General features: G+C 47.0%; 19 protein-coding genes. All 19 read right to left on the bottom strand.

Translation table 11 applies throughout. From position 1 onward, the window contains the following. Positions 1 to 55 precede the first annotated feature (55 nt). The 19 genes from VE009_RS03780 to VE009_RS03690 all read right to left on the bottom strand — a co-directional run bounded on the left by VE009_RS03780 (position 56) and on the right by VE009_RS03690 (position 25,905). Positions 56 to 1,591 carry an ABC transporter substrate-binding protein gene (locus VE009_RS03780; protein WP_325006062.1) on the bottom strand — a complete coding sequence of 512 codons (1,536 nt, stop codon included), beginning with the start codon at positions 1,589 to 1,591 and terminating at the stop codon, positions 56 to 58. Between the two features lie 376 nt (positions 1,592 to 1,967). Further along, positions 1,968 to 3,347, bottom strand: a complete 1,380-nt coding sequence (locus VE009_RS03775; RefSeq protein ID WP_325006061.1) for a sulfatase-like hydrolase/transferase — start codon at positions 3,345 to 3,347, stop codon at positions 1,968 to 1,970. 134 nt (positions 3,348 to 3,481) lie between these two features. Beyond that, a complete protein-coding gene (locus VE009_RS03770; protein ID WP_325006060.1) occupies positions 3,482 to 5,470 on the bottom strand; it encodes an alpha-L-arabinofuranosidase C-terminal domain-containing protein in 1,989 nt (662 codons plus the stop codon). Positions 5,471 to 5,484: 14 nt separating this feature from the next. Next, positions 5,485 to 6,945: a sulfatase-like hydrolase/transferase gene (locus VE009_RS03765; RefSeq protein WP_325006059.1), complete on the bottom strand. Its 1,461-nt coding sequence runs from the start codon at positions 6,943 to 6,945 to the stop codon at positions 5,485 to 5,487. A gap of 212 nt (positions 6,946 to 7,157) precedes the next feature. Continuing rightward, on the bottom strand, positions 7,158 to 8,684 hold the full coding sequence (locus tag VE009_RS03760) for an ABC transporter substrate-binding protein (RefSeq protein ID WP_325006058.1): 1,527 nt from the start codon (positions 8,682 to 8,684) through the stop codon (positions 7,158 to 7,160). A 42-nt stretch (positions 8,685 to 8,726) separates the two neighbouring features. After that, positions 8,727 to 9,608 carry a carbohydrate ABC transporter permease gene (locus tag VE009_RS03755; protein WP_325006057.1) on the bottom strand — a complete coding sequence of 294 codons (882 nt, stop codon included), beginning with the start codon at positions 9,606 to 9,608 and terminating at the stop codon, positions 8,727 to 8,729. A 12-nt stretch (positions 9,609 to 9,620) separates the two neighbouring features. Further along, positions 9,621 to 10,499 carry an ABC transporter permease gene (locus VE009_RS03750; protein ID WP_325006184.1) on the bottom strand — a complete coding sequence of 293 codons (879 nt, stop codon included), beginning with the start codon at positions 10,497 to 10,499 and terminating at the stop codon, positions 9,621 to 9,623. 117 nt (positions 10,500 to 10,616) lie between these two features. Continuing rightward, positions 10,617 to 12,152, bottom strand: coding sequence for a sulfatase-like hydrolase/transferase (locus VE009_RS03745; RefSeq protein ID WP_325006056.1), 1,536 nt, complete (start codon positions 12,150 to 12,152; stop codon positions 10,617 to 10,619). Positions 12,153 to 12,342: 190 nt separating this feature from the next. After that, a complete protein-coding gene (locus VE009_RS03740; RefSeq protein WP_325006055.1) occupies positions 12,343 to 13,938 on the bottom strand; it encodes a helix-turn-helix domain-containing protein in 1,596 nt (531 codons plus the stop codon). After that, entirely contained in the window at positions 13,916 to 15,694 is a 1,779-nt protein-coding gene (locus VE009_RS03735) for a sensor histidine kinase (RefSeq protein ID WP_325006054.1), read from the bottom strand. The genes VE009_RS03740 and VE009_RS03735 overlap by 23 nt, the downstream gene beginning before the upstream one ends. Before the next feature lie 813 nt (positions 15,695 to 16,507). Continuing rightward, a complete protein-coding gene (locus tag VE009_RS03730; RefSeq protein ID WP_325006053.1) occupies positions 16,508 to 18,520 on the bottom strand; it encodes a heparinase II/III domain-containing protein in 2,013 nt (670 codons plus the stop codon). Between the two features lie 61 nt (positions 18,521 to 18,581). Further along, positions 18,582 to 18,866: a hypothetical protein gene (locus VE009_RS03725; protein ID WP_325006052.1), complete on the bottom strand. Its 285-nt coding sequence runs from the start codon at positions 18,864 to 18,866 to the stop codon at positions 18,582 to 18,584. Next, positions 18,829 to 19,158 carry a sulfatase-like hydrolase/transferase gene (locus VE009_RS03720; protein WP_325006051.1) on the bottom strand — a complete coding sequence of 110 codons (330 nt, stop codon included), beginning with the start codon at positions 19,156 to 19,158 and terminating at the stop codon, positions 18,829 to 18,831. Before VE009_RS03720 ends, VE009_RS03725 begins: the two co-directional genes overlap by 38 nt. Then, positions 19,140 to 19,589, bottom strand: coding sequence for a sulfatase-like hydrolase/transferase (locus VE009_RS03715; protein WP_325006050.1), 450 nt, complete (start codon positions 19,587 to 19,589; stop codon positions 19,140 to 19,142). Before VE009_RS03715 ends, VE009_RS03720 begins: the two co-directional genes overlap by 19 nt. Positions 19,590 to 20,986: 1,397 nt before the next feature. Continuing rightward, a complete protein-coding gene (locus VE009_RS03710; protein ID WP_325006049.1) occupies positions 20,987 to 21,142 on the bottom strand; it encodes a hypothetical protein in 156 nt (51 codons plus the stop codon). A gap of 95 nt (positions 21,143 to 21,237) precedes the next feature. Beyond that, complete coding sequence (locus tag VE009_RS03705) at positions 21,238 to 22,683, bottom strand: sulfatase-like hydrolase/transferase (RefSeq protein ID WP_325006048.1); 1,446 nt, start codon at positions 22,681 to 22,683, stop codon at positions 21,238 to 21,240. A 59-nt stretch (positions 22,684 to 22,742) separates the two neighbouring features. Then, on the bottom strand, positions 22,743 to 23,531 hold the full coding sequence (locus VE009_RS03700; protein WP_325006047.1) for a carbohydrate ABC transporter permease: 789 nt from the start codon (positions 23,529 to 23,531) through the stop codon (positions 22,743 to 22,745). Beyond that, positions 23,528 to 24,322 (bottom strand): sugar ABC transporter permease, encoded by a 795-nt coding sequence (locus VE009_RS03695; protein ID WP_325006046.1) that lies wholly within the window; start codon positions 24,320 to 24,322, stop codon positions 23,528 to 23,530. Before VE009_RS03695 ends, VE009_RS03700 begins: the two co-directional genes overlap by 4 nt. A 170-nt stretch (positions 24,323 to 24,492) precedes the next feature. After that, on the bottom strand, positions 24,493 to 25,905 hold the full coding sequence (locus tag VE009_RS03690; protein WP_325006045.1) for an ABC transporter substrate-binding protein: 1,413 nt from the start codon (positions 25,903 to 25,905) through the stop codon (positions 24,493 to 24,495). Positions 25,906 to 25,974: the final 69 nt, after the last annotated feature.

Here is a 25,974-nt window from a genome sequence, read left to right as displayed (position 1 = left end):
TTTAATATAGAAGTAGCCCCAATCAACGCATGATTGAAGCTACTTGTTCCCCTAACTATTTGCTGGTTGCCGCCCATTCATCAAGCTGCTTTTGCTTTTCAGCTATGATTTCATCGATACCTGCGGTTTTCAATTGAGAAATAAATTCCGGGAGTACTTTCTCCGGATCAAGCATTCCGCTCTCTAAGCCTAGCTTATATTTATTGACGACGGAGACGACCGCAGCATATTTCGTCTTTACCGGTGTTGTATCGAAGTTAAAACCTAATGCCTTTGACTTAATCGCTTGTTCGTACGAAGCTCTCCTTCTTTCGTGGATATCCGCTTCGACTGGCACCTTTACATAGTTTAAATACACATTGCCGAATAAAAAGTACAGGTGACCAGGATAAGGACTATTCTTTCTCGTCATGCCTTCCGGGAAGTCAATTCTTCCATCATCGAGTTTAATATAGTGCTTTCCTTCAATGCCATAGACAAGTAAGTTCAAAAATGTAGCGTCAGTGTACATTAAATTCAGGACTTCCATTGCTTTTTCCGGGTGCTTGGAATGACGAGGGATTGACCACAGGATTTGCGAGGCCGTAGCTGTAGTAACCGAAGGTTCACTAATCATTGCACGAACTACCTCGGTACCAAACGTATTCTTGGAATAAGCTGCGTCGCTTTCCACACCGATGGGTCCAAACACAGCCGCGGCCCGATTAGCCAATACCAGAGCTTTACCTTGCTCATTGTTGGTTGTACCATCTTTCAACAAGTATCCCGCGTCATACCATTTTTTCATGCGGTTAACCAAATCTTTGTATTCTTGTGTTTCGTAATAATTAACAATTTTCAAACCGTTATCAAAATTCGGGAGAAACCCAATATAATGATCATCACTCAAATTGTCGCCCGTCTCGAAGTACTGTACAATGCTCACACCGGGACGCGTTGGAACCAAAGGAATAAGATCCGGTTCATTCTCTTTAAGAATTTGAAGTACAGGTTCAACATCATCAACCGTCTTGATTTTTGTCATATCAATGTTATATTTATCAGCCAGATCTTTCCTGAGAATCAACCCTTTACCTTGTACCGATTGTCCGATGATCGGAATTGCGTACGTCTTGCCATTCACTTGACCTACTTTCAACATGTCTTTGTCTGCCACATCCAGAATACCTTGACCTTGACTACGTAAGTACTCGTCTAAATCCGTTAGCTGGTTTTTCCCTGCTTGACCTACGAACCCTAGCGCCGGCCCCGTAATCATTAAATCAAGTTGTTCCTGTCCGGTCATCATTAAGTTGATTTGCTGCGAATATGAACCAAACGGGACCCCAATAATTTTGAGTTTGGCATTCACTTTTTCAATTAAATACTTGTTCAACTCGTCAAGGACAAGCTGCGTGTCTGCAGGAAGCTCACTTGAAATGCTCATAACTAATTCAACGGGCGGTTCATTCGTTGTTTGAGTCGATGATTCACTTTCGTTTGAACTAGCGTTCAAGTTGCTGCCTTGGTTAGGACTGCAAGCTGTTAACAATACCGTCATCATTATCGTCAATATGATTGCCAAAGCTTTTGCCTTTACCGACTTATTCATTGTTTATCCCCCTACGAATCAAAATGGGAACTCGCGTCTTTCATCCTTAAGCTTGATTTAAAGCTAACCTTGGTCATGTTCACCATGTAAAGATTATTACTCCCCCTTTACCGTCAAAATGTTTGCGCTTTCAATCAAGAGTGTATTATAACCTTTCAAATCAATCTGATAAAATAACGACTAAACGCTAGCACTTTAACGACATACTGTAATCTTACGCACAACGACCTGTCCGAGGTCTTCAATGGTTATGATATCGCTCCACGGCTCTTCAATCGCAAAGTAACCGGAGAATCGCATCTGATGATTGGTAAGAAGCGTCCCCATGGTTCACGCTTCGCTATGTCCTGGCCAATGCTGCAAATAGTGGCTTTATCTACTTGCGCACTTTATGTTCTTCATGATAATATCCCAGTTCTATACGTCTTTTTCGGAAGGCTCGTATGTCCTCTGCGTACGCAGGATCGTCTATATAATTTTTAGTTTCATCTGGATTTCTATTTAGATCGAATAGTACCTCCGGCATATGTTCCCCGTAATATTGATATTTTAAATGGTCCTGTTTAATCATTAGGTTTGTTTTGCCGAAGTGGGAAATCGATTCATTATTCCAGCCTTTACGGTTTCCCTCCATTAAAGGCACAAGGCTGCGACTGTCCAGTCCAGATGGAATGGGAATACCTGCTAATTCACATAACGTTGCATAAAGGTCGCATAAATTCACATTTTCGTTTACAACTGTACCTCCCTTAAACCGTTTCGGATATCTAATAATCAACGGCACGCGCACGCTAGCCTCAAAAAACTTTTGTTTCTCCCATATCCCATGCTGACCAAGCATCTCGCCGTGATCACTTGTATATACAATAATCCAATCGTCTACATTCTGATTAACGAGTTCAAGCGCTTTCAGTATTCTTGCATAATGTTCATCCAGTTCTTCAATCATGCCATAATACGCTGCCGTGGCTCTTCTTATCTCCCGAGGCTCTGCGTCAACTCCGGGTTTCACCTGTCGTGTGGATAGGAACGGATGGTCGAAAACTGTCTCATTCAAATACGGTTCAACTCTGTTGAGGTAATAGTTGAACTTCTCTTCCGTAGTCAAATAAGGGTAATGAGGTCGAATGAGACTCACCTTTAAGAGAAGCGGATTCTCCCCCGGACGATCATAATATGGGCTGTTGAAATAATCACGGATGAACTGTTCTGCACCTAATACCGTATATTCGTCAATGTGGTACCCATCTTTAGTACATATTCCCGCGCGTTTTATTTCTTTAGCGTCAGACCATTTATTCTTAATCGCAAGGGTAGGGTTCACCTGCGGATCCCTTCTCTCCTTCTCGCCATTGTTTTTATACAATTTATTGCTTACATTCGTATCTCCGCCTATTCTTTGGGTCCAACCCTGCATGACATCCATACCGGTATGATGCAGCTTGCCCGCTACGACAGTAGAATAGTCATGCTCCGAAAAGACACGAGCGAATGTGTTAGAGAACGGCGGGAGATCATCGCCAAATTCTAAGGCGCCGCAGGTCTTCGGCAATTGCCCTGCCATGATGCAAGGTCTGGCGGGCGAACATATTGGGGAAGGCGTATACGCGTTTGAAAAGACAACTCCAGTACGTGCCAATTCATCTAGAATAGGCGTACGTATGATTCGATTCCCCGCATAACCAGCAACATCCGCACGATGCTCGTCACTCATTAAAAATAAGATGTTAGGTTTTTCGCTCGGTTTTTTGCTCATCTGTTATTGTTCTCCCTTCTATTTAGGTGACTCAAAGCGCAGATCCGGATCGTATAAGAAACCCCGGTTTCCCATATTGCTGCTGAGAAGGGAAATGGGGTTTCTGAACATATTATTTATTCAATTTCAATGCTCTACGAACTCGGCTTATTGAACACAATGCTCGTAACGGAGTGCGCCGGAAAGATGTACTCGAAATGATTTCCTCCCAGGTCGACCTTCTTGGTGACAGGCCTGACCTTGTTTGGTGTTTCCGGACTATTCTGATCGTAGAAACTATCCGCGTTCAGCGTAGTCACTTCCACAATGCTGTCATATTCAAACCCGTCAAGATGTACCGTAGCCCTACAGTTATCTGTAAAGCTGTTATTAATTACGACCATCAGCATATTGCCATTTTCGTCCATGGCCGTTGCTGCCTTGAGCAAATTCAATTTATTAACCGGGGTCTCGTTTGGATCGCAATACTTTGGGTCTAGTGCATTTACGGCTTGAATGGGGAGGATGGGACCATCCACGACAGTCTCGACCAGTTTCTTGCCGGCCATCCGACTGAACATGGAAAAAGCCCAGCCTTTTGGCGAAATGATGGCTTCCTCCCCATTCACCGACGTGATCAGCGCTGAATAGGTTCCAGGGTCGACATGTCCCCCTGACACTGGATTCCAAGGTGCGTTATTAAGTTGAAAGAAATACGCATGCTCTATGCCTGCCATCATATATTCATAAAGTTGATTGGCAGTTAACATGGCCGTTGCGAAATTAATTTGCCAATCAGGTCCCGTTCCCTGAGGTCTAAAGCCATTGTTGCGGTTCCACGCAGTCATATGGACCTTCATTTCTTTACCTGTACTTCTGATCCTTTCTCTTATTTCATTCACCTTGTCTGCCTGATTTTCTGCCGTAACCATATTTTGATAGAATAACATCTCATTGAATGGCTTATCGCCCCGACTGGGTTCGTATAAACCCAATCCGATATTTTGCGCCACTTCATATGGAGTCGATTTTCCTATGACCTTAAAAAAGGGATCAATTCTACAGACATTCGAACCCACGATTATCTCTGGATAAAGAGCCTTTATGGCCTTGTAATAGTCAACGTATCCCTTATGCGTCGACTCGCAAGATAACGTAATCTTTGCTCCTTTCGCAGGAATTGCACCGTGTTTTCCGTCGCCAAATATTATCTTTCCGAAATGGCACTCCAAGGTACAAACTTGATCATTGGGACCTGCGGAAGAAAGGCAATCCACGACTTTCCACTCCACATCGTCTACGTAAACAATAGCCGTCCCTTCGTTAATATGTCTGTAATAGGCATAAAACTCCTGATTGGGCTTGCCGGAGCTTGTGGAGGCTTCTTCGTCCAAGTCGGCGTACGTTGCAACAGCCTGCTTTGTAAATCTAACGGTCCCCCCCCAAACATATAATGCAGTTTTTACACACGTTGGATCATTAAAATCGATCATGACGTCGTCCGGATGCTCGCCAACTTCGACCAGTTCTCCGGAATACCAGCCGCCATGGTTATCCACACCTTCTTCGTTTCCTACAGTAACTAACTTTAAAGAATAGGGCTCTGCACGCCCGATGGAAGCTCTAAGATTGCCCCAGTATTGAGGGTCGTAGTACTCCTTATCCTTGTAGGTTGCGATGTTGTAGATATCAACCTTTTGGCCGTTGGAAGGGTGTATCATGTAGCTTACGTAGTTGAGTTGCTCTTGAACATTGCTGCGATGGAAGTTCAGAACAAGAGATATGTCGGCTTTTAACTGGGTGCATAAATCACCGGCTTCATCGGGGCCGTATATCGGCGGAAAGCCTTTTGTCCCATTCAAGTTATAGCACCACGTCCGGTTTTCCATGGGACCGATCAGTCGGTCGAACAAAAACCCCTGACCGCTGAGATTCCCAGCCCCATAACGAATATCTGTAACACCTATAATCTGGCATGCCTCCACGATCTGATCGTAGACTTTGCCTGTTTCGGGGTCGGCAGCGTGCTCTCCGTTTCTAACCCATCTTTGAATCGCACCAAACAGATTTTTACTAACCTCTTCGCCCACATGGTTTGGACTGACGGCAATCGCAGCGGTATAGCTCCCTTGAGTTATGCTCATATTCAACGCCTCTCTTATGTTCTAGATGCTTGCTCCCATAAGTCCATTTTCCCCATCCCGACTTGTTTACCCCATTGTTTCATAAACTCGGCATCTTCCTGTCTTTCTTCTATCTCTGTAAGAATCGCCGCCGGGTCCCAGCCATCCATGAGCAGCGCCAGAAGCTCCCGTTTCGCCGTCTGATATTCCGGCAAGCCGCTTACGTCCCGCTGCTCCTGCGGATCGACGTTTAAGTCATACATAAATACTTCGTACCCGTGGCAGTAGACCAGCTTGACACCGTTTCGAATAACGATTCGCATAACGGAATCCTCCGGAGTCGCCAGCTCCGAGTACACTGGCCGGCTTTCCCAATCTGCTAAGCTGCCATCGCTGCCGGAATGAAATAACGGACTTATATCCTGACCGTCGAGATTAGGTAAAGCCGGGGCGCCGGTTATTGAAATTAAAGTGGGCGCCAAATCCACTAGACTTACAGGCGCTTTGATTTGACGTTCCCCAGCGATGAATCGTTCACCTTTGGCGCCGGGCAGCGAGTAAAAGATTATTGGTACACGGATCGCTCCTTCAAAAGCGCAGCGCTTCCAGAACATCCCCCGATCTCCTGCCATATCTCCATGATCGCTCACATAAATAACAACGGTCTCACCAGGAAGCGACTCGGCTGCCTTGAGTACGCGGCCCACATGGTGATCCATCAAGGAAATCAGACCGGCATAACACGCACGAGCTGTGCGTAAAAGCTCCGGCGTGATTCGGTCCGCTTGAAGCCGCTTCGTCCAATCCTTCACCCATGGGTGCAGTTCCTCCGGCTTACCTAAAGGAACATCACCGGCATTTTCCATTGCTGCAAGCGCACGCTCATAATACTCGGGAGGGCAAACATACGGATGGTGAGGCCCATAAAACCCAACCGTTAAGAATAAGGGTTTCTGCTCTTCGTGAGATTTTTGCCCCAAAAACTGCTCGCAAGTTGCAACGACCGCTTCATCATAACGGATGACCGCACTGTCGCCGGGCCCGGCCATTTCCAGCGACTTCAGCCCCTGTCCCTGCGTTCCGGCTAAATCGCCATAGTCAGTCGAAGGGCCTCCCGGGTAAGACGGGGAAATATCGCCGAAAATGCGTTGGGCGAAGCCATGCCGCTGATCGGGTCCGTTAAAGTGCATCCTGCCGCAAAGCACCGTTTCGTAACCGCCTAGGCTAAGAGCGTGAGCAAAAGTCGGCATATCCGAAGCCAAGTAATCGGAGTTCGTATATACTCCGGTATGATGTGGATACCGACCTGTCATCATGGACATTCGGGAGGGAACGCAAAACGGGGAGTTGCAATATGCATTCGTGAAATGTACCCCCTCCCGGGCCATCCGGTCCATGTTCGGAGTTTCGACGAATGGGTTTCCGGCATATCCTAACCAGTCCCCTCTATGTTGGTCGGAAACAATTAAAATGATATTGGGCTTTGATCGACTCACTTGTTCATTCCTCCCTAATTAGAATCGAGGTCTGCGCACACGCATTCATTCCAACCTCGAAAAAACTTGAATTGTATTCATTGTAATGAAGACCCATAAGCTCAACTAACAACCAGACGACCATTCTTTGGCACTTCTACGACTTTTCGGTTGCTGACAGAAAGATAAGAACCTCGATCATGATGGTTGATCGAGGTTCCATAATTATATGTTTACTTGTTGGTCGCCGCCCATTCGTCGAGCTGCTTTTGCTTTTCAGCAATCACTTCATCGATTCCTGCAACCTTCAGCTGAGCAATAAATTCCGGCAGCACTTTTGCCGGATCCAGCATGCCAGTTTCTAATCCGAGCTTATATTTATCAAGAACCGACCGTACCGCGGCATATTGCGTTCTTACTGGATTCGGGTCAAAGTTGAAGCCTAATGCTTTGGAACGGATGGCGTTCTCATGGGACGCTTTGTTAATCTCATGGAATTCAACCTCGTTCGGCAGCTTGACATACGCTAAATACATATTGCCGAACAAAAAGTTCCAATTGCCGGGGTATGGACTATTATTCCGATCCACCCCTTGCGGATAATCGATTCTCCCATCCTCTAGCTTCACATAATGCTTGCCTTCTAGCCCATAATCGATCAAATTCACGAAGGTTTCATCCGTATACAATAGATTTAGTACTTCCATTGCTTTCTCCGGGTGCTGCGAGTTTCGAGGAATGGCCCATAATAACCGCGCTGCCGTACTGGTTTGAAGCGCCGGTCTTAGAATCATTGAACGAACAACGTCTGTGCCGAATTCGATTTTTGAAAACGCCTCGTCGCTGCGCGCGCTAATGGTTCCGAAGTATGCAGCCGCTCGTTTGGCACCGAGTAAACTCCTTGCATCCTCTTTATTCGTAGAGCCGTCTTGCAACAAGTACCCTGCATCGTACCACCGTTTCATTCGGTTTAGGAGGTCCGAATATTCCTGGGTCTCATATAGATTAACTACCTTCAAGTCGTTGTCGAAATTCGGAAGATAGCCAATACTATCCCCCAAGGTGTCACCGGTTTCATAATAAGATAAGATGGACTCGCCGGGTTTATCCGGAACCAATGGAACCACGTCGGGTTCGTTCTCTTTAATAACTTTCAGTACTGCTTCCACATCGTCCAACGTTTTGATTTTCGTCATATCGACATTGTATTTATCGGCAATTTCCTTTCTAAGCACGAAACCTCTGCCCTGCACCGAATTCCCGATCACGGGTACCGCGTATGGCTCGCCCTTGACCATGCCAACTTTCATAATCTCTTTGTCTACAACTTCCAGAATGCCTTGACCATGGTCGTTTAAATATTCATTCAGCGGAAGAAGCTGATTTTTGCCTACTTGACTCGTGAATCCGATTTGCGGACCCGTAACCATCAGGTCCAGCTGCTCCTTGCCCGTTAACATCAAGTTAATTTGCTGACTATAAGAACCGAAGCTAATAGGGACTACCTTAATCTTCGCATTGATTTTCTCGATCAAATACTTATTGATTTCGTCAGTAACAAGCTGAAGATCAGCCGGCGGATTGCCTACAAGAGACACGGTCATGACTAACTCCACCGGAGGTTCGGTTTTCGACTCTTTCGACGGTTGGTTGCTCTCGCTAGAGCTGCTGCTCTGATTATCGCCGCAAGCAAAGAGGAATACCGTCATGATCAATGCCAAAATGATGGTTACTGCGGTTGTCTTCACCCTTTTTTTCATGTTTTCGACCCCTCCCCAATATTTTTGTAAACCTTACGGGTTTTACCCTTTCACTGCGCCGACCGTCATGCCTTTCGCGAAATATTTTTGAAAGTAAGGATACGTTATCACTATGGGAAGGATCCCGACAACGGCGATCGCCATCCGCATCGTAACCGTAGGTAATTCCGACATATCGGTAACTTGCCCGACGTCGTTGCTTACTAGAAATTGGATTTCCGTAATCATGCGGTTCAGCAGGTTCTGCATACTATATAGTTTTGGGTCGGTAATATAGATTAACCCGTTCATCCAATCATTCCAGTAGTGAATGCCTTGGAAAAGACCGATGGTAGCCATGATTGGCGTCGACAAGGGGAGCACGATTTTCCACAAAATGCGCAATTCGCTTGCGCCATCGATCTTCGCCGATTCGATTAAGGCAACCGGGATAGAATTTTGGAAGAACGTTCGAATTAACAAGACGCTGAATCCATTCATCAATAACCCCGGAATAATTAAAGCCCATATTGTGTTCTTTACGTCGAATAATTGAGTATAGACCAAATACGTAGGTACCAACCCACCGTTAAACAGCATCGTAAATACGACATAAAAGGTAAGCGATTTTCTCAGCGGAAAGTCCCTGCGCGAAATCGGATAAGCGATCAGCGCCATCATGATCAGCCCCGCAGTTGTTCCGACCGCCGTAATGAGGACGGTAATTCCGTTGGCACGAAGCAGCTGATCGGATTGCTCCCATAAATATTGATAAGCCGATAGACTGTACTTTTCCGCAAAGAAGGAGTAGCCGTTCCTTACAAGAGTCAAATTGTCGGTGAAGGAAGAAATCGTTAGTAGTAGAAATGGTACGACGCATACGATAGAAAAAAGAAGCAGGAATATATGCGCAAACCAATAATAGCCTCTGGACTCGTTTCTCACGGATATCCCTCCTTAAAACAAAGCATCATCTTTATTAATTTTTCGAACCACGTAGTTGGAAAGGAGGATGAGGAGAAAGCCGACGATGGACTGATAAACGCCCGCCGCGGAAGACATACCGATATCCCCCAGTTGAATCAAAGCGCGATACACATACGTATCGATGACGTTCGTCGTGTCGTAGATCGCGCCGGAGTTCATCGGCACTTGGTAGAATAATCCGAAATCCGAGTGAAATATTCTCCCAATCCGAAGGAGCGTCATCATAATAATCACCGGTGCAATCATCGGTAGGGTTATGGAAAAGATTTGCCGAAGTTTCGATGCTCCATCGATCCGAGCAGCTTCGAAATAATCATGATCGATGCTGACGATGGCCGCGAGGTAAATAATGCAGCCAAATCCAGATCCCTTCCAAATATCGACGAGCGTTAGGATATAAGGCCAATACTTAGGCTCCGAGTACCAAGAGATCGGTTCCATTCCCAACATAGGAAGCACCGTTTTATTCATAAATCCCGCGTCAATGCTTAAAAAGGAATACACTAAGTAACTGACTATGACCATGGAGATCAAGAACGGGAAAATAATGATCGTTTGATATAATCGCGCCATGAAGCGCTGCCTAATATCATTCAGCAAGATCGCTATACCTACACTGAAGATCAAATTGATCGCGATAAAGAAAGCATTATATAGAATCGTATTTCGAGTAATGATATACGCATCATTGGAAGCGAATAAAAACTTGAAATTCAGCAAGCCCACCCATTCGCTCTTCAGCAACCAACCGCTTCCGTGGGAAAAATCGATGTTCTTAAAAGCAATCACCAACCCGAACATCGGGAGGTAATTGTTAATGAAAAAGTAAAGCACCGCCGGAACCGTCATCAGAAACAATGGAAGGTATGGCTTTAATCTACGCAATTTTCCGGTCTGAATCCGAATCTTTGCTTCTTCTTGTCGTGCATACAGTTGATTCGTGGTCAAGCCCTCCACCTCTTTCCTTTACGTTTTCTTTGTCGTCTTCCGATTCTGATAATAAGCGATTGCATATCCTTCCTCTAAACGTCGATCGACAATTTCCTGAGCTTTCGGCAGCAACGAAGCGTATTTACGACCGGCGATTAACCGCTCACCGTCCGTGAACCCTTCCGGCCTGTCTTTGATTTCATCAATAAGTCGTCCCCGCCATAACGTCAATTCGTTCGCATATTCCGCCTTCGCAGATAAATCGAATCGTTCATGCGGATCATTCATTAAGTCGAAGAGTTGCTCCCGCCCGCTTTGAGTATGCCAGATATATTTAGTTTTTCCGTCCGTAAGGTAATGGAACCCGGTTTCGTAAGCCATGTTCCCTTCCGTCGCTTGACCTGGAAGCTTCGGCGGCGACATCGGGCGGGAGCATTCTCCATGAAGGTACTCTCTCCATTCTGAAGTCGATGGGTTCTGCAACAAAGGCGCCAAACTCTGTCCATCCACATGGTCAGGGATCGGCAAGCCGGCTAGATCCAACATCGTCGGCATAATGTCATGCCACCCGATGGTTTTGTCGCAAACCTGCATCGGAGAGACATCAGGCCCCGCGATCAGGAACGGTATATGTGCGGCCCCCTCGTAAGGTTGGGCCTTATGGTACAAATAATGATCCCCTAGCATTTCGCCATGATCGGAAGTAAAAATGATATAGGTGTTCGGTATTTGCCTTACCCGATTGATAATCCGTCCCAACTGCAAATCGATGAAGGTGATGTTCCCGTAATACCCTGCCCTGCAGCTACGCAACAACTCGCCCGACAGGTCAACATAGGAGCTGCGAGTAGGACTCCAATTCGCAACCGGAGGGATAGCCCATTCGCCGATCACCGGGTTATCCAAATCCTGATTGTAATAGTATCGATCGAAAAATTCCGCAGGCGGATTCTGGGGCCCATGAGGCGCGTAATAGCCCACCGTCAACAGGAACGGTCTGTCGCTATCGCGCACTTGCAAAAACTCAAGCGCTCGTTCCGTCGTCCATTGCGTATGATGCAATTCGTTCGGCAGGTGGAACGGCGCCCCGATGTAAGAATTGTTATCGGTCCCGTTGCCATAATATCCGCCGGAACCTTCAGGAGCATGTTCTCGCAAAAAAGTGAAAAACGGATCCGTGCTGTCCTTAAATTCCGAGCTAGGGTCGCCCGGCATATAATACTCGAAACCGTAAGGATGATCGAAAGGATAGGTATGGAAGGTGCGCCCGACTAAGGCAGTCTGGTACCCCCCTTTGCTCAATTCGCTCGGAAGCGTCGTTTCGAACGGAAAGTACGGGATCCCTGTATTCCCTAGCACCCCATGCATTGACGCTGTTTGTCCCGAAAGGAAGGTCAATCTTTGCGGAATACATACTGGCGTCGTTGCGTACGCTGCGGAAAACCGCATGCCGCTAACGGCCAAGAAATCGAGATTCGGAGTGTACAAACCTTTGCGACGACCTTCTATTCCAAGGCAATCCGCACGCTGCTGATCGGTATGGATAAACACAAAATTCGGCTTATGCTTCATCTTTGGACTGCTCCTTTGCATGGTCTGCGCTTCTTTACCGGAAAAGACCCTCAACCGTTTATATATCCATTGTAAGAGCGGCGGCTATTCCCAACTAACAACTTGACGACTATTCTATGGCACTTCTACGACCTCGTTTTGTAATAAAAAACCGTTTCCGCGCTTGCTTGGAAACGGTTTCTATGTCGTTTTAGTTCACCTTTTTTTCGTCAGTGATATATCGATTCTTATACTCGACCGGGGTTAGCCCCGTATGTTTTCGAAACAGCTTGGAGAAATACGAAAAGTTATGGTGACCCACGCGAAGGGCGACGGAACTTACCGATAAATCCGTTTTCGCGAGCAATTCTTTGGCGACCTTCAAACGCTCACTCAGCACGAACTCCGAGATGGACATGCCCGTCTCTTTTTTGAACACCCGCGTAAGATAATCAGGATTCAGATATACATGGTTAGCGATTTCTTCCCGGGACATCTCTTGGTCGATATGTTGATGAATATAGCGCTTGACCTTCTCGAATAAAGAATGGCTCTCCCCGTATTCCGCCGCTCGACTCAGCAGATGTTCGATCCATTTCATCATGTCCGGCACGGATTTCGTTGCTGATTCATTCAGGGACAACGACGTACTATCCATAAACAACTCATGTGCATGAATTCCCTGTTGCTGGAGATACGAGTAAACCATCTGCAGAAAATTATGATGAAACTGCTGCAACCGAACGGCATTCATTTGATCTTTACTGACAAGTTCACGTAAGTACTGAACCGCTTCGCGTAGCAGTCTCGCGTTTTCCCCCGCTTCGAGTAAAACAGACCACAATTTCATATCCGGCAGAGCGATGGATCGAATACATTTCCCCTCTTCCAACCGAATTACCGCATTGAAACGGGATACGTTATCCCGGTCTGCTTGCTGCAACCGATCTTTCATCGAGGCTAAATCACGGATGTAAGATTCTTTCCCGATATAACAAGCAATGTCGCAATAAAAATATCGATTGCATGCCGAAATGTATGCTTCCAGGACTGACTTTAACCGGCTCGGCAAGTCCACATATTGCTCTGGAGACGAGAGAACCACCACCAACTCCCCGCGGTCCAATGGAATGATTTGCGCTGTAAGTTCCGCTTTCTGAAAAATCTCTTCCGCAGTGTTTTGGAGCGCGAATTCCAAAATTTTCTCATCCCGTTGACCGATGGTTTTATACCATCTTTGCACTTTAAGCAGCAGGGGAAGCAACTTCATTTTTCCGGCGTAAGGGATGTTGCGTTCTGCAGCGATTTTGGCGATGGCCTCCGGAACGGAGGGGATCTTTCGCTTCAATATATCCAGCCAAAACTGTTCGACCACCACTGGCTGGTGCCTCACCCAATACTCGCCATATTGGGAGTACTGCTTCATTTGCATCGTAGTCCCGATCTTTTCAATTGCTTTCGCGATTGCTAATGTTAGCTCTTCCGGCTCAATGGGCTTTAACAAATAATCGAGGCTGCCATGCTGTATCGCTTGCTTTGCATATTGGAAATCGGCATGACAAGTTAAAAAGATCGTTTCCGTTTGCAATTGATTCCCTTTGACCCATTGAATCAATTCGATACCGCTTTCTTGCGGCATCTCGATGTCGCAAAGCATAATATCGATGCTCTCTTTTTCGAAAATTTCTTTTGCCTGTCGTACATTAAAAGCCTTAAACAATTGATGGACGCCAAGTTGATTCCAGTCCACCGAAGCAATGACTCCCTCGACAGCTAATATTTCGTCATCGACCACTAACAGCTTCATGCTCTGTTTCGCTCCCCTCTTCCTCGAGTCTCGGGTTCAGCGGCAGCTTCATCTCGACGACAGCTCCTCGAGGAATCGCATTATGAAATCCAAGATATGCGCGGTCTTGGTATAGCAGCCGCAGTCGGTGTCGAACATTCCAGATCCCGATGTGGTCTCCCTGATCGTCTACGATTCGTTCCCCCGCTCGAAGCTGGTTTAAGATCTCGTCGGCAAACCCTTTTCCCGAATCCTTCACTTCAATACAAATTTGAGGCTCCGGTCCCTGCTCATCGAGTTCAACCTTCACTTGAAGACGAATTCGTTCATCCAAGGTGACCGAATGTTTAATGGCATTTTCAACGAACGTCTGAATGCACAGCGGAGGAATCGGAACGCGCTTAAGATATTGCGGAACATGAATTTGGCAATGTAGACTTTCCGGAAATCTCAGCTCTTGGATGCGCAAAAAATTCCGCACATGTTGGATTTCATCGGCAAGAGGGACGAACGATAGATTGCTTCGAAACATATAGCGAAAATACCGAACCAAACACATGGTCATTTCCCTAATGAGATCGAAGTTTTTCACGAGAGCCAAGTTATACAGGATGTTGAGCGAATTCATAAAAAAATGGGGGTTGATTTGCAACTGAAGATGCTGAAGTTCTGCTTTTTGCTTATTAATTTGCTCCTCGTAAACCTTAATTTTCAACGTATCGATTTGCTCCATCATCCGATTGAAGGTCTGATTCAGGACTACAAACTCGTCGGAGGTAGTAGGTACCGTTTTCATTCGCATATTCACATTCCCTTCGCCGATCAGTTTCATAGCCGACATGATTCGTTGAAGGGGGGTTAACAGCAGTTTTCTTAAAAAGATAAAAAAGCAGGGAATTAAAATAAACAATCCAGCGGTAATGAAATAAATCACTTGGTTTAGGAAAGGAAGCGCTTCCAGAATAGAGCTATTCTGGATGATGGCTACAAGCCGAAAGGGCCCTGCCTTCGAGCTAGCGCCGATCACAAGAAATCCCCCTTCGTCTCCTGAGAAATAGTAGTTCTCTACATTGCGATCCAGTCGAATTCCATGATCGGTGATGAAAGCCTGCTTATCCATGGGAACCCCGCCGGAAGTAGCGAAAAGAGCGGTTCCTCGTTCGCCCAACTCAATAAATTCGAGAGGGGTGAGCAGAGACTCCGCGCTGACCCAAGCGCCGATCGCTATCCCTTGAAAACTAATAACACGAAAAATATAGTAATCCTGTCCGATCTCCTCTGCATACCAGTGATTTCCTGAGGAGCTTTCACCCTCCGTTGCTAATTTTGTTCGTATATAGTTCCGAACTGCCTCGCGACGCGAAAATGTTGTTCGATTCGTGAATGCATCAATCAACTGATCTTTCTTCGAATCGTAAATGAACATTGCATCCATTAATTTGTTATCGAAAACTCCCGCCGACAATTCGGAAGATAAGGATTGCTTTGCGTACAAGTACTCTTCGTGGTCCGTGGTATTTACTAAGGATATAAGGTTCGAATTCATTGTCAGCGAAAGAAGATACCCGTTGACATCGTCCAATCCTTGGTCAATTTGCCCCATGTACAACGAAATCATATTTTTATTGGACTTGGCGACCTGTTCGTGAATGACTCCCGTCGCGTAAAAGACAATGAAATACAAGAACAGAATTAATGGCAGGACAAGCATGATAATACCTAATACTAATTTTACTCGTACGGAGTTCCAAGAAAGTCGGCGCAGTAAAACCTTCATCATACGTGCCTCCCCATTTATGTCCACTATATAATAAATTGCTTTCAAAGATAGTGCCAGGGAGTTTTATTCGCCTAACTCATCATCGGGCTTACATGGGATTCCTAGTTTCCGATTATAATACAACTGCTAGGCATTTCTGTAACGCTAACGACTATTCCATAACACTTTTACGACTTTCATGACCCAAATGGAGCTCTGTCGTTTTTGGAGGTTTCCTTACGACGAAAACATTTTTTTCCTCGCCGCCGCTTTCGCGTTGTGATAATAAGCAATGTCGAAACCTTCCTGAATGCGCAGTTCAACCAGTTCCATAGCATGCGGTAATAACGGGGAATATTCTTGCCCTGCGATGAGCCGCTTCTATATGTGCCGCCTTGGGGTCAAGCCAGTAGTTTTCGATACGCCGACTGCGTTCCTTTCCTTTATTGCTTGGCTTGAACGAGGTCCCTTCCGATTTTAATCCAATCCATGACCGCCGGCGGACCTTCATTCGCGACGGATAAGCTTTAAGGCCTCATCCCAATATATTTGAAAAGCTGTGTGATGGTCTACACTTGCTTCGTGATCTTTACTTGGATGGTATCACCGATCAGGTAAAAGTTATACGGGTCAATACAACGAACAAATGCCTAGTACATCTGTCGGCGTCCTCTTAAGATCTCTGCGTGGTGAACACATACTTTTGGTGCCTGGGGAGGGCTGGGTATGGGGTTCCAACCGCTCTTGAAGTCGTGTCCAAAAAGGCGGCCCGTAAACTTTTCCCCATCCACAATATTGTCATACTCAAATCCGCCAAGATCTCCTCATATATCATGAAATACCAATCTCAAATTCGTGTTTCTTCATTCCATCCTTGCATGTAATCACAACTTTAACATGCCTGGCGTCGGCAGACTCTATTGCGACTTCAAGAATATAGGGTTGATCACCATTGTATGCCTCGAACACATTAACATACAGGACGTCAGTACCCGATTCGACCCTGTTCAGTAAATACGATAATTCGCCAGATGACGGATTATCCGGACCTTTTGCGTAAATGACCTGATTCTCACAGTCACAGAAGCTAAATATACTCAAGGTGCAGCCGCTATGCTGCCATCTCGTATGCACCACGCCTTCCGGCTTGATACGCTCTGCCTCTCGGATATATTTGAGCGGTTTGTTTGTGCCGAGCGGCGCTTGATTCTTTTGGGAAGCCGTATTCGTCTCACCGTGCCGTTCCCCTCGGCTATGAAGGATCCAGTCAACCGTTTGACCAGCCACATTCTTGACAAGAAAAGCTTCTATAAAATACCTGTCCCGCCACAAAATTAACCGTCGCATTAGAACACCGGCATAACTGGCCTCATCCCATTCTACACGCGTCAAAGAGTCGATGCCGGGGAAGGATCCGTCCCAAACCGCCTCTGCCTCAAGCAGGATCTGATCGGGTTCCCGGTCGTACCTGATTGTTCTCCCATTGGCTGGAGGTTGGTTTGCTCCATTAATGGCTACGGTATTATGAGTCGCCGTGTTTTTATAATACTCATAGTGAAGCGGAGCCCCGTATCCAGTCGTTCCTAAATCAGGGGCGACCTCTTCGCCGTAAGCTGAAAAATGAATGCCCAGCTTGTCATAATGGTCGTGCTCTCCTCCGTACTTGCCGTGTTTCATTAGCAAGTACTTTTGCCCATTACCTCTGAAGACGGTGAATCCGGAAGCCTCATTGTCATGATAATCCTCTAGTTCATACTCAGGGGTTTCCGGCAGAACCTCTACGCCGTATAAGAAGGCCTCCAAATTATCTCTTTCTCGGGTCTGGTAGTAGTTGTTGAGCATCCATGCAAACTCCCAGTCCCCATAGACGGCATAAGCAAATTCGTAAAATTCCGGCAAATGATCCTGCAAAATGTTGCCGACCCCATCGCCCACTTTAGGCAATTCTAAACCCGGTTGTAAAAGCTTCATGGGCATTTTTAACATTCTTCGATATTCCGGACGCTGTAGCAAGCCATAGGGTGTATGCCTTGCGAATTTTTCAAAGGTCATAAATGCTTCCAAAGCGAAGTAATGATAGTGGAATGTCCCTTCGAACCAGAAATCGTCCTCTAGTACAGCATGTTCTAGCTGGTAAGCAAGCCCGTATTTACTATGAAGGGCAAAATCCACATAGTCAGGTCTGCTCAGCAGTACACCTAGTATGCCGAGGGCCCCTCCAACAAGGACTTCGTGATTATGGATCTGATCCATTCTGTATTTCACCAGCAACTCCGCGCATTCCGTAAAGAGGTCTTTCTCAATGAGTATCTTATTTTCCATTGATAGATCATCTTTAATAATATCGTAGCCCATTGCGAGGCTGCGGATCCACATGGATTCACATAAGGTTTGAGCGTTCGCCTTTCCCGGATTGTTGTATGGAATGCCTCCATGAATCTCATAGCTTGGATAATAGGTCGCATAACGCACCAAAATTTCCTCTGCCAAATCTTTGTACTTCTCTTCACCGGTCAACATCCATAGCAGTGCCAGGTCGAAGCAGGAATCCGCATTAACACCATTGATAAATCTCCACCAAGCCCCGTCATACGGCTCACCTGTATAGATTTTATTACAGATCGGACACTTGTGCTGCTGTCCTTCTTCATAGCGAACTTCTAGCTGTACCGAGTGCACGGGACAATAATAATAGAGAGTCCAGGTCGCTATTCCCTTATCCGGGATTTTAATCCCATATCTCAGAACTGGTTCAGAACGTTCAAGTAATTTCTTGACGATACTTCCCTTGGAGGCGGCCTTCTGGCGCAACGCACTGACTTCCTGTTCACTAAACTGAATCATCCTGACCTCTCTCCTTTCACACAATAATGGTGCTTCCTGTTGCAGCCTCTGGATTGAAGTCTCATTCTGATGCCAATTCCATATCCACCATGCTTTTGGCATCAAGATCCGGGGTGCTCAATAAATACGTTACTTTCTTTAATTCCCTCGAGAAACGGAAAGGGACCTCATAGTCGGGAACGACCGGCGCAACCTCGTCGGCGCTGAGATCATCCCAAGCCCGAACATAGGGACTTCTTGGCGGCAGCGTCGCATCTTGCTGAACAATGCCAAGCGCTTTCTGGAGTTCGAACCATTCCTCCCGGATTTTATCCCATCCTTTCCTTCGGCGCATGATGAGGCGCATGCGGCGCCCCGTACGCCAAATAGCAGAAGAACGGCTTATCCGGAGCGGCTGTTTTCTGTTCGCGGATATAGTCAATCTCCTTATAGGTTAAGTCTTCGGTGATATGATATCCGTCTTCTTCGCGAGCCGGCTGCGGAATCCGGCGGTTGCCTTCGGCCAATTCCGGATTCCATTGGTTCGTCGCTCCGCCCAATAATCCGTAATAATGTTCGAAGCCCCGCCCGAGCGGCCAGTTATCGAACGGCCCGGCAAATGAATGCTCCGCGACTGTATTCAGATGCCATTTCCCCAAAGCGAACGTGTGTTGTAGCCGTTATCCAGCAACATCTCGCTAATCAGAGCCGTATCTTTACTCACGCGCCCCCGCGCATTGGGAAAGCCGGCGTCGGCGGACAATACGCTTCGCACACCAACCGAATGATGGTTACGCCCGGTTAAAAGCGCTGCGCGGGTAGGCCCACACATCGCCGTGGTATGGAAATTGTTATAGCGCAACCCCTTCTGTGCAAGCGCATCGATGTTCGGCGTTGAGATATCTGAGCCATAGCATCCCAATTGTGCAAATCCTAGATCATCGAGCAATACGAGTACGACATTCGGCGAACCCGAGACAACGGGCTTATCCGGCCACCACGGTGTTGATTCTTCCACGGTTTTTCCGATTTGCCCTTGAAAATGTGCTTTTACCCAAAACAGCCATCCGAAGCAAATCAATAGTCTCATCGTTTATATGTTGATTCTATAACGTGGCGCAATGATGTTCTAACAAACTGACGACCAATGCATGACACTTCTACGACCAACAGAAAAAACCGACCCGACTCGGATCGATTTTCCTCTCTTCAAGCTATAATTTGCGACCGTTTAGCAGCTAGTCTATCATACAATTCTTTGTCTACTTATGGGACGGTAGTCTCTTTGCCGGAAGGGATCTCGTTCAAGTCATCCTTTGCCTGGAAAACGCATACGGGAGAAAGCATATGCGGCGAAGGGGCTAAAACAGTATCCCCTACGATAACGATTCAAATTTCCTGCGGGGCCAACAGCGAGGACAGAAACACTAGGGTTAACCCCTGTCCTCACCCCTGAACTCTTTGACACGGCACGTTTTTGTAACCTTCCGCGTCGCGCATGACAGCTGTACCCGCAAACACGCCATGATCGGAACCGTCCGAAGCGATCCGTGACAAAATTCCGGAGATCGACCGATTTACAACCTTATTGTATAACTTCCCCCTATCGATGTCATGCAACGCTATGTTCCTTTCAATATCAGGTTGCCGAGTCAGTGAATTAAGTTCACTTCGCATATGCGATTTTAACGTCGAAAAGAACTATATTTATATCCACAAGGGCAAGTGAGGCAAAAGTCGTTATATCCTATGTGCCCAAACTAAAAACATAAGTGAGGAGATAACCTCCTTTCTCAGTTTTGTTAAGGACAAATACCTTGTATCTTTGTCGCGCACCTAGAAGAGCAAACCAATCAAAGCAAGCATGCTCAATAAGTTTTATGTTCACAAGGACAGTGTTGGAAGATTTCTCGGTCACTTGCCGATTGATGCTGATTATCTAGACGATTATTTTCACGCAAACCGTAGCCAAAGCTATCACTGGTTAAGATCAATGAGGAGCGCTCTCGACAGCTTTTTTAAGTACCTTTATAAAACCCATAACTTCCCCAATCCAGTTCGGGAAATGAATTTAAGGTCTCTGAATACGTTAGTCGACCGGTCAACAGCCGCAGCCCTTTACACGTCACGAAATTCTGAGATTACTGCACAGCATTGTGTCGCATAGTGAAAATCTTAGGAAACAATCTACTTAAAAAGTTTCTGACCCTTGCAAACGTTGAACCGTGCGGTGCACATTGCTTTCGACATTCCTTTGCCACACATATGTATGAAGCTGGTCGGAATTGCAGGTCATCCAACAGTTGTTAGGACATGTTAACTCAATCACAACAGAAAAATACGTTCACCCGAATTTTGTCCGCAACTTCGGCATGAGAATACCAGAGAATGAAGAACTGTATAGCAACATCTCTGGAAAAATCATTGAGTTTCTAAATGAAGTAACCTAATAGGAGGAGGAAATTGGAAGACAATAAGATCTCCCCACTATGGCGTAAGGTTCTGGTTTCCTGAAAAAACTAGCTCAAAAAACCACATTTCTTCAATCCAGGTTCCTCCCACCGCTCCCATACGGATTCTCTTATAAGCGGGGAGGTTGTCCGAAGCTTTAATCTCTTCATCTTCTTGATAACCATCAACCAAACAACAAACTCCTTAAGTTCCATTTGGAACAAAGGAGTTTGTCTACAATCTGGGTACAAACATATATTTACTTAAGGCTTCCGCTTAATTTATTTTTATTGCGCCACCGGTCCTTCCAGCTTGAACGGGTGCTCCTCGAAGTCGGGACCGATCGGTGCGAATCGGAACATGCCGTAGTCGGAATGCGCCATATTGTAATCGCCCAGACGGTACACCCTTCTCCACATCCGCTTGACCATATCCTTCAGCACCTCGGCATGTGCGGGGTCTCCAGTTAAATTGTTCAGCTCATGCGGATCTCGGTTCAGGTCATACAGCTCATCTTCATCAAAACCGTTGAAAATGTACTTATAGTTCCCGTGCCAAACCAGCCGCTGGGTATAAAAGAACCGCTGCCCATGAAATTCCGAATACGCTTCGTTCCAGGGGAAAGACTCCCTCTCGATCGGTTCTCCGCGCAGCATCGGAACGAGCGAATGACCGTCGATCCCGGGCAATGGAGCGCTTCCCGTCCATTCGCAAAGCGTAGGCGCCAAATCCACGATGCTGACGAAGACGTCGTCGTAAACCGCAGGCTTCACATCCGGTCCCGCAATGACGAGCGGAATTCGATATACCTCCTCGTAGGCCGGGACCCCCTTCAAAAATAAACCGTGGGCTCCTAGCAGTTCCCCGTGATCGGACGTAAACACGATATACGTGTTTTCAAGTTGTCCGGTTTCCTTCAAAGTTTCGACAATCCGGCCAATCTGATCGTCGATCAGGGAACACGAAGCGTAATAGCAGGCTGTGGCCTTGCGCACGTCCTCGTCCGACACATCGTTCCACACCAACCTTAATCGGCGGTACAAACCGGGTTTTCCGCTCAAGTCGTCTCGGTAGTTTTCGGGAAGCTGAATTTCCTTTCCCTCGTAAAGCGCATAATAATCCTTCGAGACGACGAACGGATCGTGAGGTTCAAGCGTGCTGATGACCGTAAACCACGGCCGCTCCGCTTCCGCCATTTCCTTCACGAAACGGATTCCCTGGTCGTAGAGGAAATACGGCTCGGACGCCTCCTGCGGCTCATCCAGCACGCCGTAAAAAATACGGTCTTTATAACCTTCGTGTCGCACCATCTTCTTGTCTAGGAAGACCTTCCCGCGGTATCCCAACTCCTCGCGGTACTGTCGGTACTGAGCGGAACCGTTAGCGACGAAACGGCCGAATCCGAAATTCATGGGCTGTTCCGAACGTTCCACATGCCATTTTCCAAAATAGCCTCCGACATATCCTTGTTCCGCCAGCTGCTGTGACCACATGGGCAAACCCTCTTTATAATCGGCGCGATACGGCTCGACGGTATGCGTGCAATCAACCATACCGTGACGGCTCGGATAAAGTCCCGTCATTAGACTGGCCCGAGCCGGCGAGCAGATCGCATTGGACGTATAGGCTCGCTTGAAGTGCGCGCCGTTCTGCCGCAACTTGGCCAAATGGGGCATCGAGCAAAGACTCTCATCCTCAATCGTATCTGCCTTCTGTTGATCCGTGATCAGCACTAAAATATTCGGTTTCTTCCACGCTTGGTCCGCCACTTTCATCTACTCCCGCTGCTACGTTATTTGACGGCCCCGGATACGAGCCCTTTCTGTAAAAATTTCTGCGCAATCAGATACACCACGATGACCGGGAGACAAACCAGCACCATCGCTGCGAAAATTTTCCCGATATCAACGCCGTATTCGCCCTTGAAATAATTTAGAGACAGCGTAACTGTATACATTTCCGCATCCTGCATAAACACGAGCGGGAACAAATATTGGTTCCATGCGTGCAGGAACGTCAGCACGGTAACGGTCGCTAGCGCAGGAACGATGATGGGCAGCGCTACGTACCGGAGTTTGCCAAGGTGGCCGCAGCCGTCGATTTCCGCGGCCTCGAATAGATCCTTCGGAATTTCATCGATAGCGACCCGGACAAGAAGCACCATTAACGGCAAACCCATCGCCACCTCCGGACCGATGACCGACATATACGTATTTAACCAATTCAGCTTCAACATCAATTGAAACAATGGCACGAGCAACGCCGCCGGAGGAATCATCAGCGCGGTCAGGGTAATCAAGAAGAGAATTTCTTTGCCTGGAAAACGCATACGGGAGAAAGCATATGCGGCGAACACGACCGCGACTCCTTTAATTGCGACGACGGAAACGCCGATAATCGCGCTGTTGAGATAAAACCTTGGAAATAATGGCAAGCCTAGCACTGCTTTGAAATTGTCCAACCCTTCCGTACCGAAAGCCCGGGTTATGAAAAAATAAAAGGGAAGCAGCCAAGCGATAATAAACAAGCCCATTGCAACATTCATGATTACAGTCTGATAGGTAGGCACCTGTCTAATCATCTGCGCGTCCCCCTTACATAAATACTCAAATTCACAGCTGTAACAATCAAAGCGATCAGCAGCAGCACAACGGAGATGGCAGACGCATATCCTTGCTGATAATTTTGCAGCGCCTGCTTAAACACGTAGGTGGACGCAAGCTCAGAAGAACTCCCCGGTCCGCCTTGGGTCATCAGCCAGACGATATCGAATATTTTCAACGTCGCAATGATGCCGGTGATCGTTAGCGATACGGTAACTCCCTTTAGAATAGGGAATACGATGCCGGCGCTCATTCGCCAAAATCCCGCCCCGTCAAGGTGGGCAGCCTCCATCACTTCCTCGTTAATCGAGAGCAAGCTGGTGTAGTACACCATGAAGGTAAACCCAAGTTGAGAAAATATAAAAGCCACGATCACGGCATAAAGCGATGTCTCTGACTGACCCAGCCAAGCGATCGCCCACGAATCGAGTCCGATCCCGCGAAGAATTTCGTTCAGCAACCCGATGTTCATATCGTAGAAGCCGTAAAATAACAGTGCCACTACCGAGACCGGAAATACGTGAGGAAGAAAGATCATGGTTTTCATGAACGTCTTGCCCATGATCCGGTAATGCAGCAAATAGGCGGTCATAAATCCTATGAAAATAACGGAAACCACATAAACGACTGTAAAAGTCCCCGTATTTTGAAGGGCTTCGAGAAAGTCGGCATCGCGTACTAAATTAAAGTAGTTTTCAAGGCCGATGTAGAGCTTGCTCGTTCCGATGCCATCCCACTCGAAGAGGCTAATATATACGTTATAAAACATGCCCCAAAACACGAACATTCCGAGGAATAAAAACACCGGAAAAATATAAACATACCCTAGCCAATCAATTTTGTTTTTCAGGGCAACTCACCTTCTTCTCGCGTTTGGTCAAACTCTTAGTTGTTACGGGGGCCTTGCAGCCCCCGTTATTTTATCCGTTTTCGAAAGGATTACCTGTTCACTTTCTCCGATACCGACTGCACCTGCTTCATCGCTTCTTCAGGTGTCTGCTTGCCGTCCAGCATCATCTGCAGTTGCTTGAACAGAGCCGACTCGACTTCCGCGTTTTCAAGGCTCCGGAAGCCGATCGTATTCTGCTCGCTGATCCGTGTGATCGTGTCCAAAGCGTCCTTCTCAGACTCGTGCTGCAGAGAGTTCTTGTCATAACCTTCAACGCTTGCAGCTGCAGGCATCTCTGCTAGACTGATCGCCTGCATCGCTTGATATTCGCCTGCGCCCATAAACTTGACGAACTCCCATGCGGCTTCTTTTTTCTCGGAAAACTTTGTGATACTGAGGTTGTAGTTGACATCGCCCTGTACGTTAGGCTCTGTTCCGACGCTAGGCGGGAGCGGGAAATAACCGAATTTGCGGTCCGCAATTTTGTATTTCTCGCGGTCGGTCCACGTATATACGCCCCAAGAACCAATCATAATCATGGGAACTGCCTTTTTGTTGTAGAACAATTCGTTCTGTACATCGGGATTCAGCTTGTTGGCTAAAAATCCCGGTTGGAACACATTGTCATCGGCATATTGCTTCATGAGCTCGGCCGCTTTGACCAAATCCGGATCGGTGAAAGGAATCTTCCCGGCATCCGCTTCATAAATCTTGTTAGGTGCGATTTGATTCGCCAGATTAACGTACAGCGCGCGCACCTGCGGTCCCCACTCGTTGCCGCCAAAGCCCAGATGAGGCATAACTCCCGGCAAATTGGCCTGCTCGATCTTCTTGAGCGTCTCTTTCAGCTCATCGTACGTTTTCGGCAACTCGGTAATACCTGCCTGCTCGAACATGTCCGCATCGTACATGATCAGCGGTACGGCAACTAAGCCGATCGGCATGCCCGGCATGCCCGGAATCGATTTCAATCTTTCGACGGCAGTAGGCTTAAATTGTTCCGTCCACTTATCGCCCCATTCCTTGGTGACGTACGGCTCTAGCGGCTCCACCTGATTAATCATGGAATTCAGAAACGCGCCGAATTGGTTGGCGATGACATCCGGTCCCTCGCCCGTAGCCATGGCGAGTTTAAGCTTTTGTTCGTAATCGGTTTTGTTCTCGTATGTTACCGGTTTAATCGCAATGTTCGGGTTAGCCTTCTCGAACGCTTCGATCAGCTTGGGCCACTCGTTACTCTTCGGCAGCCAAGACCACACCTCGATTTCAACCTTCTCCTCGCCGGCGCCGCCTGTTTCTGCTACGGCGCCCGTTTCTGCGGTACTGGGTGCTTCAGTCTCATTCTTTTGTGGGGAGGCGCTTTCTCCTGAGCCGGAGTTGGAACTGGATCCGCAACCGCTCAAAACACTGACGACCATCAATAAAATTGCTGCCATCACAAGGAAACTCTTTTTCAATTTCATAGGGAACACCTCTCTTAGTAGTAGTTATTGGATCCGTGGATTTTTTTCGTCTATAAAGCGCTTCCATTC

This window comes from Paenibacillus sp., assembly GCF_035645195.1.
Lineage (GTDB): Bacteria > Bacillota > Bacilli > Paenibacillales > YIM-B00363 > Paenibacillus_AE.
The sequence above is the reverse complement of the archived record's forward strand: the minus strand, read 5'-3'. Positions and strand labels throughout refer to the sequence as shown.

What these genes read in the sequence shown, in the direction of transcription:
- VE009_RS03780 (WP_325006062.1), bottom strand. Translation starts at nt 1,591, where the DNA reads ATGAATAAGTCGGTAAAGGCAAAAGCTTTGGCAATCATATTGACGATA.
- VE009_RS03775 (WP_325006061.1), bottom strand. Translation starts at nt 3,347, where the DNA reads ATGAGCAAAAAACCGAGCGAAAAACCTAACATCTTATTTTTAATGAGT.
- VE009_RS03770 (WP_325006060.1), bottom strand. Translation starts at nt 5,470, where the DNA reads ATGAGCATAACTCAAGGGAGCTATACCGCTGCGATTGCCGTCAGTCCA.
- VE009_RS03760 (WP_325006058.1), bottom strand. Translation starts at nt 8,684, where the DNA reads ATGAAAAAAAGGGTGAAGACAACCGCAGTAACCATCATTTTGGCATTG.
- VE009_RS03750 (WP_325006184.1), bottom strand. Translation starts at nt 10,499, where the DNA reads ATGACGGTTCCGGCGGTGCTTTACTTTTTCATTAACAATTACCTCCCG.
- VE009_RS03745 (WP_325006056.1), bottom strand. Translation starts at nt 12,152, where the DNA reads ATGAAGCATAAGCCGAATTTTGTGTTTATCCATACCGATCAGCAGCGT.
- VE009_RS03740 (WP_325006055.1), bottom strand. Translation starts at nt 13,938, where the DNA reads ATGAAGCTGTTAGTGGTCGATGACGAAATATTAGCTGTCGAGGGAGTC.
- VE009_RS03735 (WP_325006054.1), bottom strand. Translation starts at nt 15,694, where the DNA reads ATGAAGGTTTTACTGCGCCGACTTTCTTGGAACTCCGTACGAGTAAAA.
- VE009_RS03730 (WP_325006053.1), bottom strand. Translation starts at nt 18,520, where the DNA reads ATGATTCAGTTTAGTGAACAGGAAGTCAGTGCGTTGCGCCAGAAGGCC.
- VE009_RS03725 (WP_325006052.1), bottom strand. Translation starts at nt 18,866, where the DNA reads ATGCGCCTCATCATGCGCCGAAGGAAAGGATGGGATAAAATCCGGGAG.
- VE009_RS03715 (WP_325006050.1), bottom strand. Translation starts at nt 19,589, where the DNA reads ATGAGACTATTGATTTGCTTCGGATGGCTGTTTTGGGTAAAAGCACAT.
- VE009_RS03700 (WP_325006047.1), bottom strand. Translation starts at nt 23,531, where the DNA reads ATGATTAGACAGGTGCCTACCTATCAGACTGTAATCATGAATGTTGCA.
- VE009_RS03695 (WP_325006046.1), bottom strand. Translation starts at nt 24,322, where the DNA reads ATGTTTTATAACGTATATATTAGCCTCTTCGAGTGGGATGGCATCGGA.
- VE009_RS03690 (WP_325006045.1), bottom strand. Translation starts at nt 25,905, where the DNA reads ATGAAATTGAAAAAGAGTTTCCTTGTGATGGCAGCAATTTTATTGATG.